This is a genomic window from Stenotrophomonas sp. 2619 (assembly GCF_040548725.1).
Lineage (GTDB): Bacteria > Pseudomonadota > Gammaproteobacteria > Xanthomonadales > Xanthomonadaceae > Stenotrophomonas > Stenotrophomonas maltophilia_AP.
In genome coordinates, this window is sequence record NZ_JBEPSF010000002.1 from 268,905 (window position 1) to 281,611 (window position 12,707).

The window sequence follows — 12,707 nt, forward strand, 5'->3', positions numbered from 1 at the left end:
CTACGGAGATGGGACTGCATGCGTACTCCGGTTGTCCGCTGGCTGCTGCTGATCGTCCTGTCCTGCGTGCCGATGCTGGCCGCAGGTGCTGATGCGCCCGCCCCCGGCCCGACGCTTTCACCTCGCCAGACCGAGTGGCTTGGTCGGCACCCTACCATCATCCTTGGCCTGTACGACAGCGGCTGGCCGCCGTTCGAGTCGCTGCACGCCGGCAGACCGCAGGGCCTGGGGTACGACTACCTGAGCCTGCTTGCGCAGCGCCTGGGCGTACGCGTGGAGGTGCGCGTCTACCGCGACTGGGCCGAAGTACTGGACGCGGCCTGCCGTGGCGAGGTCGATGTGGTGATGAACGTCACCCTGACTCCCGACCGCACCCGCTGCATGGTGTACACCCGCGGCTACGCCTCGGCCGCGTTGGCCGTGGTCGGGCGGCTGGACGATACCCGCACCTCGACCGATCCTGACCTGCACGGCCTGCGCGTGGTGACCGAGCGCGAGTTCGTCACCAGCGACCAGGTGCGCGCACGTTTTCCCGGGGCGCTGAGGATCACCGCGGCCGATACATTGACCGCGCTGAAGATGGTCAGCGGCAACGAAGCCGACGTGTACATCGGCAACGCGCACGTGGCCAGCACCCTGATCCAGCAGCACGCGATGGACCGGATCACCCTGCTCAGGCCCAGCGACCTACCGTCGGAGCGCCTGCATTTCGGCGTACCCAACGCCAAGCAGCCGCTGGCCGAGGCGTTGGACAACGGGCTGGCGCAGCTGACCCGCGCCGAACGCGACGGCATCGCCCAGCGCTGGCTGGGCCCGCTGCACTGGTCCACCCAGTCGCGGCTGATCCTGGGCAACGCCGAGAAGCGCGTGCTGTCCACGCCGCTGCGGATGGGCTTTGCACCGAACGCGGCGCCGCTGGCGTTCGTTGACCAGGCCGACCGGCCCAGCGGCGTGGCCGGCGACTACCTGCGCCAGCTGCGCATGGTCGGTGCGCACCTGGTGCAGGTGCCGGCGCATGACTGGTTCGAGGTGCGCGAGCAGGTGCGCCGCGGTGAGGTCGACGCGATCATGGGCATTCCCAACGACTCGGCCTATCTGGGCCCGGACTGGGTGTTCAGCCAACCCTTCATCACCGTGCCCAACGTGATCGTGGTGGGCAGCGACAGCCCCTCGGTGCTGGCCCTGGCCGACCTGGACGGGCGCAGCATTCTGCTGTCCGACCCGGAGCGGTTGCGCGGCTACATCCTGCAGCACGCGCCGAAGGCGCGCATCGTGCCGGCGCGCAGCACCGCGCAGGCGCTGGAGCGACTGGCCCACGGCGATGCCGATGCCTACGTGGGCAACCTGGCCACGGTCGACCGCATCGTCCGCGACCGCTACCCCGCGCAGCTGCACGTTGCCGCACCGGCCGGTTTCAGCGACCGCCTGTCGCTGGCGGTCAAGCGCGAGTACGCGCCCCTGGCCACCACCTTCGACCGGGTGCTGCTCAACCTGAGCCCGCGCGAGCATGAAGCCATCCGCGGCGACTGGCTGTCGGCGGAATACCGCAGCAACGTGGACTGGCGCGCGATCGCGCGCTGGGCCGTGCCGTTGTCGCTGGTGCTGCTGACCGCCATCCTGATGCACGGGTGGGGCCACTGGCGTCTGCGGCGCGAAGTCGCCATGCGCCGGTATCTTGAACAGCGTCTGGCCGAGGTGACCGACAACCTGCCGGCCACCGTCTACCAGGCGCGGCGCGATACCGATGGCCAGTTCTCGTTCCCGTACATCGCCGGTGACATGGAGGCCCTGTTCGGGATCAGCGCAGCCGATGCCAGGGCCGACGAAGGCCGGGTGATGGAATGCATCGACGTGCACGACCGCGAGCGGGTGCGGCAGACGCTTGAGCAGGCCGTGCGCGATTTCGCCGTGCTGGACATGGAGTTCCGCACCCGCCCCCACGGGGAGGTGCGCTGGATACGGTCGCGCGCGCTGCCGTACGCGGTCGACGACGGTGCCACGTTGTGGAGCGGCTACTGGGTGGATGTCACCGAGGCCCGCGCACAGGCCGATGCGCTGGTGGCCGCCAAGGCCGCCGCCGAGCGCGCCACGGCGGCCAAGTCCGAGTTCCTGGCCACCATGAGCCATGAAATCCGCACGCCGATGAGCGGCGTGCTGGGCATGGTGGAGGTACTGTCGCATACCCCGCTGGACGGCGAGCAGCGGCGCATCATCGCCGTGATCGAGGACTCCGCGCAGATGCTGCGCCACATCCTCGACGATATCCTGGACTACTCGCGGATCGAAGCCGGTGCGCTGCCACTGGAGCTGCAGCCGGTGGCGCTGCGCAGGTTGCTCGACAACGTGCAGCAGCTGCTGTCGCCGCAGGCCTCGTCGAAGGGCCTGACGCTGCAGTTGCACGTCGACCCGGCGGTGGCCCCGATGCACCTGGGCGACGGCATGCGCCTGCGCCAGATCGTGTTCAACCTGCTCAGCAATGCGATCAAGTTCACCGAGCACGGCGATGTATCCATCGACCTGGGCGTGGACGCAGACGCAGAGGTCGACGGCGCGCAGCAGCTCCGCCTGCGCGTGGTCGATACCGGCATCGGCATTTCCGCCGAGCAGCGCGACCGCCTGTTCAAGCCGTTCGCCCAGGCCGACATCGCCACCACGCGGCAGTACGGCGGCACCGGCCTGGGCCTGAGCATCTGCCAGCGGCTGGTGGCGTTGATGGGCGGCCAGCTGGACCTGCACAGCACGCCGGGCGAGGGCACCGAGGTGGTGGTGCGGCTGCCGTTGCCGGTGGTGCCGGCAGGGGAACCGGGCGATGCCGTTCCATCGGATCCGGACCACGTGGCCGCCCTCCCGGCGGCGCTGCAGACGTTGCGCGTGCTGGTGGTGGAGGACCATCCCACCAACCAGGCGCTGATGCGCTGGCGGCTGCAGCAGCTTGGCCTGGCCCACGACGTGGCCGCGCAGGGACAGGCCGCACTGGACCTGCTGGCGCAGACCCGTTTCGACCTGGTCATCACCGATTGCCGGATGCCGGTGATGGACGGCTACACCCTGACCCGGCGGCTGCGCGAGCGCGAGCGGGAAACGGGCGCGCCGCGGGTACCGGTGATTGCCCTTACCGCCAGCGCCCTGGCCGAAGACCTGCAGCGCTGCCGCGAGGCGGGCATGGATGACCTGCTGGCCAAGCCGGTGGCGCTGGCCACGCTGCGCCAGGTGCTGTTGCGCTGGTTGCCCGGCCACACCGGTGGCGCGGTCGACGTCGTGCCATCGGCCGCTGGCCCGGGCGCTGCCCCGGCCCCCGACCGCGCCGCGATCGTGCGGCGCTTCGGCTCCGAGCACGTGGCCAGCGTGATGATCGACAGCATGCGCAGCACCACCGAGGACGACCTGCAGCGCGGCCAGGCCGCGCGCGTCGACGGCGACAGTGAGGTGGCCGTCGAGGTCCTGCACCGCATCGCAGGCGGGCTGGGCACGCTCGGTGCCATGGGCCTGGTCGACCAGGCGCGCGGGCTGATGGAGCAGATCGATGGGGCGGGCGTGGAGCACTGCCACGCCGACATCGAGGCCTTCGAACAGGCATTGCGCGCCTATCTGGCGTCGCTGCAGGCCACGTGACGGTGAGCGCGCGGCTCAGCGCGCCTGGTGCAGGTACTCGATCACCTGCCTGCGCCGCTCCGGATCGGCGGTGGCGTTGAGCATGCGCGACCCGGGCACCACGCTGGCCGGCGCGCGCAGGAACGCGTCCAGGGTCTGTTCGTTCCAGGTGATGTCGGCCTGGCGCATGGCGTTGGAATAGGGGTAGTCAGCCAGGCTGCCGGCACGCCGCCCGATCACCCCGTGCAGGTTGGGGCCGAAGCGGTGCACGCCCCCGGGGGTGACGGTGTGGCAGCCGGCGCAGATCGCGAACGCGCGCTGCAACTGCTGCTGGTGCTGTTGTTCGGGCGTCTGCGGCGCACGCGCGCAGGCGGCCAGCCCCAGGCAGGCAACAACAACACAGCACAAACGCAGCAACGGCATCATCGGAATCGTCGGGTCGGGGCGAGCGCAGATGATAGCCAGCGCCGGCCGCGCCGCTACGGCCTGCGACGCAGGGTCGCAGGCCGGATGCATCACATGCCGGTGTAGTTCGGGCCGCCTCCGCCCTGCGGGGTAACCCACACGATGTTCTGGGTGGGATCCTTGATGTCGCAGGTTTTGCAGTGCACGCAGTTCTGCGCGTTGATCTGCAGCTGTTCGCTGCCCTGTGCACCCACGAACTCGTAGACGCCGGCGGGGCAGTAACGCGCTTCCGGGCCGGCATACTCGGCCAGGTTGACCTTCACCGGCACGCTGGCGTCCTTCAGCGTCAGGTGGCTGGGCTGGTCTTCGGCGTGGTTGGTGCTGCTCAGGAACACCGAGCTGAGCCGGTCGAAGGTGAGCACGCCATCGGGCTTGGGATAGACGATCCGGGCGTGCTTGTCGGCCGGTTCCAGGCAGGCATGGTCCGGGGTGCTGTGGCGCAGCGTCCACGGCGGGTTGCGCACGCCCAGCTTGGGCAGCAGCCACTGCTCGATGCCGGTCATCAGCGTGGCCACCGTCTGGCCCTTCTTGAACCACTGTTTGAAATTCTTGGACTGCTTGAGCTCGTCATGCAGCCAGCTGCTTTCGAACGCGGCCGGGTAGGCGCTCAGTTCGTCGTGCTGGCGGTCGGCGGCCAGCGCATCGAAGGCGGCATCGGCGGCCAGCATGCCGGTCTTGATCGCCGCGTGGCTGCCCTTGATGCGGCTGACGTTGAGGAAGCCGGCTTCGCAGCCGACCAGCGCGCCACCGGGGAACACGGTCTTGGGCAGCGACATCAGGCCGCCGGCGGTGATCGCGCGGGCGCCGTAACCGATGCGCTTGCCACCTTCGAGGTGCTTGCGGATCGACGGATGGGTCTTGAAGCGCTGGAACTCTTCGAACGGGCTCAGCCATGGATTCTTGTAGTCCAGGCCGACCACGTAGCCGATGGACACCTTGCCGCCGTCGGCGTGGTACAGGAACGCGCCGCCGTAGGTGGCGTTGTCCAGCGGCCAACCGGCGGCGTGCACCACCAGGCCCGGCTCATGCTTGGCCGGGTCGATCTGCCACAGCTCCTTGATGCCGATGCCGTAGGCCTGCGGGTCCTTGCCGGCGTCGAGCTGGTAGCGCGCGATCAGCTGGCGGCCGAGGTGGCCGCGCGAGCCTTCGGCGAAGATCGTGTACTTGGCATGCAGTTCCATGCCGCGCTCGAAATTCGGGCCGGGCTGGCCGTTCTTCTCGATGCCCATGTCGCCGGTGGCCACGCCCATCACCGCGCCGTCGGCGGTGTACAGCACTTCGGCGGCGGGGAAGCCGGGGAAGATCGACACTTCCAGCGCTTCGGCCTGCTGGGCCAGCCAGCGGGTCACCTCGCCCAGGCTGACGATGTAGTTGCCGTCGTTGTGGAAGCATTCGGGCAGCAGTGCGTGCGGGGTGCCGCGGGCGCCGGTTTCGCTGAGGAACAGGAACTCGTCGCGGGTGACCTTCTGCTTCAGCGGCGCGCCGCGCTCGGCCCAGTCCGGCAACAGTTCGGTGAGCGCGCGCGGGTCCATGATCGCACCGGACAGGATATGCGCGCCGGGTTCGGAGCCCTTCTCCAGGATGCAGACGGACAGCTCGCGGCCGGCCTCGATGGCGCGCTGGCGCAGGCGGATCGCGGTGGCCAGGCCGGCGGGGCCGGCGCCGACGATCACCACGTCGAATTCCATGGCTTCACGCGGGGGCAGGGCGGTGGTCTCTTCGCTCATGGGGGGCGTAACTCTTGGGTAGTGCCACCGGCCAGGGGCCTGCGGCGGTTGCCTGGGAATCGCGCGCGGGACACACGGCGCAACTACTGGATCAGATGAGCAGGGTACCGGGACGCGGCGTTTACGCCTAGATCGCCGACGTTGGCATCACGTCTGCGCGCCGTTCGCAGGTGTTTTGCTGCACCGCATCAATGTGTGCCTGCGCACCGCAGAGGGGTGGCCGTGTCAGGCGCTGGCTTCAAAGCCAGCGTGGTACCGCACATCGGCATCGGGGCTGTCCCCACGCAGCCGGCGTGCCTGGAAGAATTCGGCCGGGATGCCCGGCAGGCGCAGGCGCGGGTCGGCTTCGAAGCCGAACCGCCCGTAGTAACCGGGATCGCCCAGCACCACGCAGCCGGCCGCCTGGCGCTGTTGCAACGCCTCGATCGCGGCGTGCATCAAGGTGCTGCCGATGCCGCGGCCCTGCTTCTCCGGTGCCACCGAGATCGGGCCCAGCCCGTACCAGTGGGGGCTGCCGTCGCTGAGCTGTACCGGTGACAAGGCCAAGTGACCGACGATGCCGTCGTCATCTTCGGCCACCAGCGACACCGCCAGCGCGCCCGCATCGCGCAGCGCATCGACGATGAACTGCTCGGTGTGGCCGCTGTGCGGGGCGTCGGCGAAGGCCGCGCGGGTGAGGGCATGGATGGCATCCCGGTCGGCGGGGCGTTCATCGCGGATCTGCATGTCCGGCTCCTGTACGGGGAACCCGCAGTGTAGGCCGTGCTGCGGCGTGCCTTGGCCCGGCGCGGCGCAGCGACCACAATGGCCCTCTGTTTGATCGCCTTCACACCCGGGTAGCCATGTCACTGAATCCGTATGACCTGTTTGATGTCCGCTCCCTGCTCAGCGACGAGGAGCGCGCCGTGCAGGCCACGGTGGCGCGCTTCACCGACGAGCGCGTGCTGCCGATCATCGGTGACGCCTTCGACCAGGGGCGCTTCCCGGACGAGTTGATCCCGGAGATCGCCGCGCTGGGCCTGCTCGGCTGCAGCCTGCCCGAGCAGTACGGCGGCGGCGGGCTCAACGCGGTCAGCTACGGGTTGATCTGCCAGGAACTGGAACGCGGCGATTCGGGCCTGCGTAGCTTCGTGTCGGTGCAGAGCTCGCTGTGCATGTACCCCATCCATGCCTACGGCAGTGAAGAGCAGCGCACGCGCTGGCTGCCCGACATGGCCGCCGGCAAGGTCATCGGCTGCTTCGGGCTGACCGAAGCACACGGCGGCTCGGACCCGGCGGCGATGAAGACGCGCGCGGTGCGCGACGGCGGCGACTGGCTGGTCAACGGCAGCAAGATGTGGATCACCAGCGGCCCGGTGGCCGACATCGCCATCGTCTGGGCACACACCGAGGACGGCATCCAGGGCTTCGTGCTGGAAAAGGGCATGGCCGGCTTCACCACGCAGGAAATCAAGCACAAGATGAGCCTGCGCGCCTCGCTCACCGGTGCGCTGTTCTTCGACAACGTGCGCGTGCCCGAGCGCAACCGCCTGCCCAACGTGCAGGGCCTGAAAGGGCCGCTGGGCTGCTTGAACCAGGCCCGCTACGGCATCAGCTGGGGCCCGATCGGCGCGGCGGTGGCCTGCCTGGACGAAGCGCTGAACTACACCAAGCAGCGCGTGCTGTTCGGCCGGCCGGTGGCGGCCACGCAGAGCGCGCAGATCAAGCTGGCCGACATGGCCCGGCGCATCACCACCGCGCAGCTGCTGGCCCTGCAGCTGGGGCGGTTGAAGGACGCCGGCCAGCTGCAGCCGCAGCAGGTCAGCCTGGCCAAGTGGAACAACTGCCGCATGGCCATCGACATCGCCCGCGAATGCCGCGACCTGCTCGGCGGCGCGGGCATCACCACCGAACACATGGCGATCCGCCACGCGTTGAACCTGGAATCGGTGATCACCTACGAGGGCACCGAAACCGTGCACCAGCTGGTGATCGGGCGGGAGTTGACGGGCATCAACGCGTTCTGAGCGGCACCGGACGCGCCACGCGCCGCCTGACATCAAGGGCCACCTGACCAACGGTCAGGTGCTGCGTACCTTGGGTTAAACCCCGCCGGCAAACTCGTTCTGCCGCCATGCCTCGTACATCACCACGGCGACCGTGTTGGACAGGTTGAGGCTGCGGTTGTCCGGCTGCATCGGCAGGCGCAGGCGCCGGCCATCGGGGAGCGCGTCGAGCAGGTCCTGGGGCAGGCCGCGGGTTTCCGGGCCGAACAGGAAGGCATCGCCATCGTCGAACTGCGGGGTGTCGTAACGCACGCTGCCGCGGGTACTCAGGGCAAACAGACGCTTGGGTGCAATGGCCTGCAGGGCGGTGTCCAGGTCGGGATGGACCTGCAGTCGAGCGTATTCGTGATAGTCCAGGCCGGCGCGCTTGAGCTGCTTGTCGCTCAGGTCGAAACCGAGCGGCTCGATCAGGTGCAGCCGCGCGCCGGTGTTGGCGCAGAGGCGGATCACATTGCCGGTGTTCGGCGGAATTTCGGGTTGGAACAGGATGACGTGGAACGTGGGCGCGGTCATGGCCGCAGTTTACGCGGCTGCTGCGTGTTACCGCAGCAACCGGTTACGGACGGACCAGCACCTGGGCAGCGGTTTCCAGCGCCAGGGCCTGCAGATCGGCAGACGACGGGCGCACCTGCAGGGCCGGCAGGTTGACGATCACGTCGCGGGCAACGGCGGTGGCGGCGGCGGTCAGCGTGGCCACGTAATCGCGGTGGGTCACCTGCTCGGACGCCAGCGCCTGGTACTGCTCGGCGGTGGGACGGACTTGGACGGCGGCCAGCGTGGTCACGTGGCGGCTGCCGGCCAGCTCGGCGCGGTAGTCGGCGATCAGGCCGGCGGTCGGGCGGACTTCCACCAGGGCCAGGGTCGGAATGGCGCTGGTGCGTTCCACGGCGGCCTGGGCGATCTGGTCGGCCGACGGGCGCACCTGCACGGTGTCCAGGGTGGTGATGGTGGCGGCCTGCACGTTCGAAGCAAACGCGGAGCCGGCGGCGAGGGCGATGGCAATGGCGAGGGTCTTGGTGTTCATGGCGGGCCTGTTTAGTGTTGGTGGGCAGTGGTGTGGTAGTAAGGTAGTACACCGATTCGGGGCATGCAAGAACAATTTCAACTTTGTCGTTTCGGTTCAGCGGGCAGTCATGTTGGATCTGTTCCTACCTTTGCCACAGCCAGTACCAAGCAGGCACCGTGCCAACTTTTTCCCGTTGATTCGTAAGGGTTTTTCGCCGCTCAGGCGGTGTCCGCTGTCCGGACACCTGTCCGATCGCAGCGCGCAGGTGTCCGCCCCATCGCGTACAGGCAGCGCCGAACCGCCCCCTCCCCGGGCCTTCAACCCCGCCAACGGGCACGGCAGCCGCAGTGACTGTTGGCCGATGCCGCAGGTGCCCGGCACGCGCTAGGATCGGCCCTTCACTTTCATGACCAAGGAACCGGAATGACCGTCCAATTTCGCCCGCGTGCCGCGCTGCTGGCTGTAGCGCTCTCCGCCGCCCTGGGCAGCGTCGTGCCGGCCCCTGCGCTGGCCAAGCCCGCCACGCCGGCCAAGGTCGACATTCCGTTCGAGCAGTTCACCCTTCCCAATGGCCTGCGCGTGGTGGTGCACACCGACCGCAAGGCGCCGATCGTGGCGGTCAACGTCTGGTACCACGTGGGCAGCAAGGACGAACCGGCCGGTCGCACCGGCTTTGCGCACCTGTTTGAACACCTGATGTTCCAGGGCAGCGAAAACCACGACGGCGAATACTTCGAGCCCTTCAAGCAGGTCGGCGTGACCGGCCAGAACGGCACCACCAATACCGATCGCACCAACTACTTCGAGAACGTGCCCACCACCGCGCTGGACATGGCGCTGTGGATGGAGTCCGACCGCATGGGCCACCTGGTCGGTGCGATCGACCAGGCCGCGCTCGACGAACAGCGCGGCGTGGTCCAGAACGAAAAGCGCCAGGGCGAGAACCAGCCCTATGGCCAGGTGTGGGACAAGCTGACCCGCGCCATGTACCCGGTGGGCCACCCGTACCACCACGGCGTGATCGGCTCGATGAACGACCTCAACGCCGCCTCGCTGGATGACGTCAAAACCTGGTTCCGCACCTGGTACGGCCCCAACAACGCGGTGCTGGTGCTGGCCGGCGACATCGACCTGGCCACCGCCAAGGAGAAGGTGGCGCGCTACTTCGGTGACATTCCGGCCGGCCCGACCATGGCCCAGCCCAAGGTGGACGTGGCCAAGCGCGAGAAGAGCACCCGTGAGGTGATGACCGACAAGGTGCCGCAGGCGCGCATCTACCGCGCCTGGAACGTGGCCGAGGTCGGCACCACCGACATCGACCAGCTGCAGCTGTTTGCCCAGGTGCTGGGCGGGGCCAAGTCCTCGCGCCTGGACCAGCGCCTGCTGCACCAGGACAAGCTGGTGGACAACATCAGCGCCGGCGCCTACACCTCGCAGCTGGGCTCCAACTTCGTGGTGATGGCCACGGTCAAGCAGGGCGTGGACCCGGCCAAGGTGGAGGCGATCATCGATGAAGAGATCAAGCGCCTGGCCAAGGACGGCCCGACCGCCGACGAACTGAGCCGGGGCAAGACCGCGTTCCGCGCCGGCTTCATCCGCGGCATCGAGCGCATCGGCGGGTTCGGCGGCAAGGCCGACGCGCTGGCCGAGTGCACCGTGTTCGAAGGCGACCCGGGCTGCTTCCGCAGGTCGCTGGCCACCATCGATGCCGCCAGCGCCGCCGACGTGCGCGCCGTGGGCGCCAAGTGGCTGGGCGTGGGCGACCACACCATCGTGGTGGAACCGGGCGCCCGCGTGGCGCTGGCCGAACTGCCGTCGCAGTCGCCCAAGCCGTTCACCGTGCCGGCCGTGGATGCCAAGTACACCACCCTGCCCAAGCAGGTCGACCGCAGCACCGGCGTACCGCAGACCAAGACCTTCCCGGAGCTGAAGTTCCCGCAGCTGCACCGCGCCACGTTGAAGAACGGCACCAAGGTGATCCTGGCCGAACGCCACGACATTCCGGTGGTGCAGTTCAGCTATGAATTCCCCGGTGGCTTCACCGCCGACCAGGGCCGCAAGCAGGGCACCGCCAACTTCACCATGGACCTGATGGGCGAAGGCGCCGGCAAGCTCGGCGCGCTGCCCTTCGCCAACGCCGCCGATGCACTGGGTGCCAACCTGGGCGCCTCGGCGTCGCTGGACAGTGCCAGCGTCTACCTGTCGGCCTTGAAGGAAAACCTGGCGCCGTCGCTGGCCCTGTATGCCGACATGCTGCGCCAGCCGCGTTTCGAGCAGGGCGAGATCGACCGGGTCAAGGCGACCTGGATCGCCGGCATCCAGCAGGAAAAGGTCAACCCCAGCGCGGCTGCGATGCGGGTGATGCCGACCCTGCTCTACGGCGCCGGGCATCCGTATGCGATCCCGTTCACCGGCAGCGGCAATGAAGCGGACATCCAGTCGCTCACCCGCGAGGACCTGGTGGCCTTCCACCGTGACGCGCTGCGCCCCGAACAGGGCACCCTGATCGTGGTGGGTGACACCACCCTGAAGGACATCGTGCCGCTGCTGGAGCGCCAGTTCGGCGACTGGAAGAGCACCGGCACCGCGCCGCAGGTCAAGGCACCGGCCGACGTGGCCCGTCCCACCCATGCGCGTGTGTACCTGATCGACCAGCCCGGCGCGGTGCAGGCCAATCTGTTCGCCAGCCAGCTGGTGCCCTCGGCGATGGACCCGGGCAGCACCCGCTTCGATATCGCCAACGGCGTGCTCGGCGGCGACTTCACCTCGCGCCTGAACATGAACCTGCGCGAGGAAAAGCACTGGTCCTACGGGGCGGGCAGCAGCGCCCCGGCCACCCTGGGCCAGCGTCCGTGGGGCGCGCGTGCACCGGTGCAGATCGACAAGACCGCCGAGTCGATGCAGGAACTGCAGAAGGACATCCGCGAGTTCGCCAGCGGTGCCAAGCCGGCCACGCCTGCGGAAGTGGCGCGCATCCGCAACATCCAGACGCTCAGCCTGCCCGGTGCCTATGAAACCGCCAGCGCGGTGCTGGGCACCATCAGCAGCATCGTGCGCTACCAGCGCCCGGACGACTATGTGTTCAAGCGCAAGGCCGAGATCGAGGCGATGACCCCGGCGCAGGTGCAGCAGGCGGCCGCCACGCTGGACCCCAACACCCTCACCTGGGTGGTGGTCGGCGACCTGAAGCAGACCGAGAAGGAAGTCCGGGCGCTGAACATCGGCGAGGTCCACGTGATCGACGCCGACGGAAAAGAAGTGGTCCCCGCAGGCACCCCCGCCGCCCGGTAGTGCCGGCCGCTGGCCGGCTCCACGCGATCCCAACGCAAGGCAATGCCGGCCGCTGGCCGGCTCCATGCCGATCTGCACCGCAGGGGGCCCGGCTTCGGCCCGGCACCCCATCACCCCCGATTCAGCCGTTTCCCGCACACTCCTTTCTCGTCGCCCAGCCAGGTTTCCCACATGCGCGTTCTTCTGCTTTCCCTGCTCACCCTCAGCGCCACCGCCTGCACCTGGGTGCCGATCGAACCGGTGGGCAAGACCGTGCGCGTGCTGCCGGCCGGGCAGGTGCCCAGCGGCTGCCAGACCAAGGGCGAGGTGGTGGTGACGGTCAAGAGCAAGGTGGGCTTCTACAACCGCAACCCCTTGCGCGTGCAGGAAGAACTGGAAACCCTGGCCCGCAATGAAGCCCCCAGCGCCGGGGCCAATGCCGTCCAGGCGGCCGGCCAGCCAACCGACGGCAGCCAGCGCTTCCTGGCCTTCCAGTGCCCGCCGCGCTGAACCCTTCAGGGCGCCCGGCCGCACCATACGCCCGGGCGTGAATTCGTAAAGGTGCGGTGAAGGCAGCGCCGGCTTACAATAGCGCCCCCTTTG

9 protein-coding genes are annotated in these 12,707 nt (G+C 68.7%); 4 read left to right on the forward strand and 5 right to left on the reverse strand.

Translation table 11 applies throughout. From position 1 onward, the window contains the following. Positions 1 to 18 precede the first annotated feature (18 nt). Positions 19 to 3,612: an ATP-binding protein gene (locus tag ABIA71_RS03850; protein WP_354283274.1), complete on the forward strand. Its 3,594-nt coding sequence runs from the start codon at positions 19 to 21 to the stop codon at positions 3,610 to 3,612. Positions 3,613 to 3,627: 15 nt separating this feature from the next. Here the strand turns inward: ABIA71_RS03850 and ABIA71_RS03855 are convergent, their stop codons facing one another. The 3 genes from ABIA71_RS03855 to ABIA71_RS03865 all read right to left on the reverse strand — a co-directional run bounded on the left by ABIA71_RS03855 (position 3,628) and on the right by ABIA71_RS03865 (position 6,509). Beyond that, positions 3,628 to 4,014: a c-type cytochrome gene (locus ABIA71_RS03855; RefSeq protein WP_354283276.1), complete on the reverse strand. Its 387-nt coding sequence runs from the start codon at positions 4,012 to 4,014 to the stop codon at positions 3,628 to 3,630. Positions 4,015 to 4,106: 92 nt separating this feature from the next. Continuing rightward, complete coding sequence (locus ABIA71_RS03860; protein WP_354283278.1) at positions 4,107 to 5,783, reverse strand: electron transfer flavoprotein-ubiquinone oxidoreductase; 1,677 nt, start codon at positions 5,781 to 5,783, stop codon at positions 4,107 to 4,109. A gap of 225 nt (positions 5,784 to 6,008) precedes the next feature. Then, the gene (locus ABIA71_RS03865) at positions 6,009 to 6,509 is read right to left on the reverse strand and encodes a GNAT family N-acetyltransferase (RefSeq protein WP_354283280.1); all 501 of its coding nucleotides are present in this window, start codon (positions 6,507 to 6,509) and stop codon (positions 6,009 to 6,011) included. Between the two features lie 116 nt (positions 6,510 to 6,625). On the opposite strand from ABIA71_RS03865, the gene ABIA71_RS03870 reads away from it, so the two are divergent. After that, positions 6,626 to 7,789 (forward strand): acyl-CoA dehydrogenase family protein, encoded by a 1,164-nt coding sequence (locus ABIA71_RS03870; protein WP_137191342.1) that lies wholly within the window; start codon positions 6,626 to 6,628, stop codon positions 7,787 to 7,789. A 75-nt stretch (positions 7,790 to 7,864) separates the two neighbouring features. On the opposite strand, the gene trmL is transcribed toward ABIA71_RS03870, so the two are convergent. Both trmL and ABIA71_RS03880 read right to left on the reverse strand, forming a co-directional pair. Next, positions 7,865 to 8,341 (reverse strand): tRNA (uridine(34)/cytosine(34)/5-carboxymethylaminomethyluridine(34)-2'-O)-methyltransferase TrmL, encoded by a 477-nt coding sequence (trmL, locus tag ABIA71_RS03875; protein WP_354283281.1) that lies wholly within the window; start codon positions 8,339 to 8,341, stop codon positions 7,865 to 7,867. 43 nt (positions 8,342 to 8,384) lie between these two features. Further along, positions 8,385 to 8,852 (reverse strand): XAC0231 family protein, encoded by a 468-nt coding sequence (locus ABIA71_RS03880; protein ID WP_354283283.1) that lies wholly within the window; start codon positions 8,850 to 8,852, stop codon positions 8,385 to 8,387. Positions 8,853 to 9,257: 405 nt separating this feature from the next. Between ABIA71_RS03880 and ABIA71_RS03885 the strand changes: the two genes are divergently transcribed. Both ABIA71_RS03885 and ABIA71_RS03890 read left to right on the forward strand, forming a co-directional pair. Next, positions 9,258 to 12,125, forward strand: a complete 2,868-nt coding sequence (locus tag ABIA71_RS03885) for a M16 family metallopeptidase (RefSeq protein WP_354283285.1) — start codon at positions 9,258 to 9,260, stop codon at positions 12,123 to 12,125. A gap of 171 nt (positions 12,126 to 12,296) precedes the next feature. Continuing rightward, on the forward strand, positions 12,297 to 12,614 hold the full coding sequence (locus ABIA71_RS03890; protein WP_128096979.1) for a DUF4156 domain-containing protein: 318 nt from the start codon (positions 12,297 to 12,299) through the stop codon (positions 12,612 to 12,614). Positions 12,615 to 12,707 lie beyond the last annotated feature (93 nt).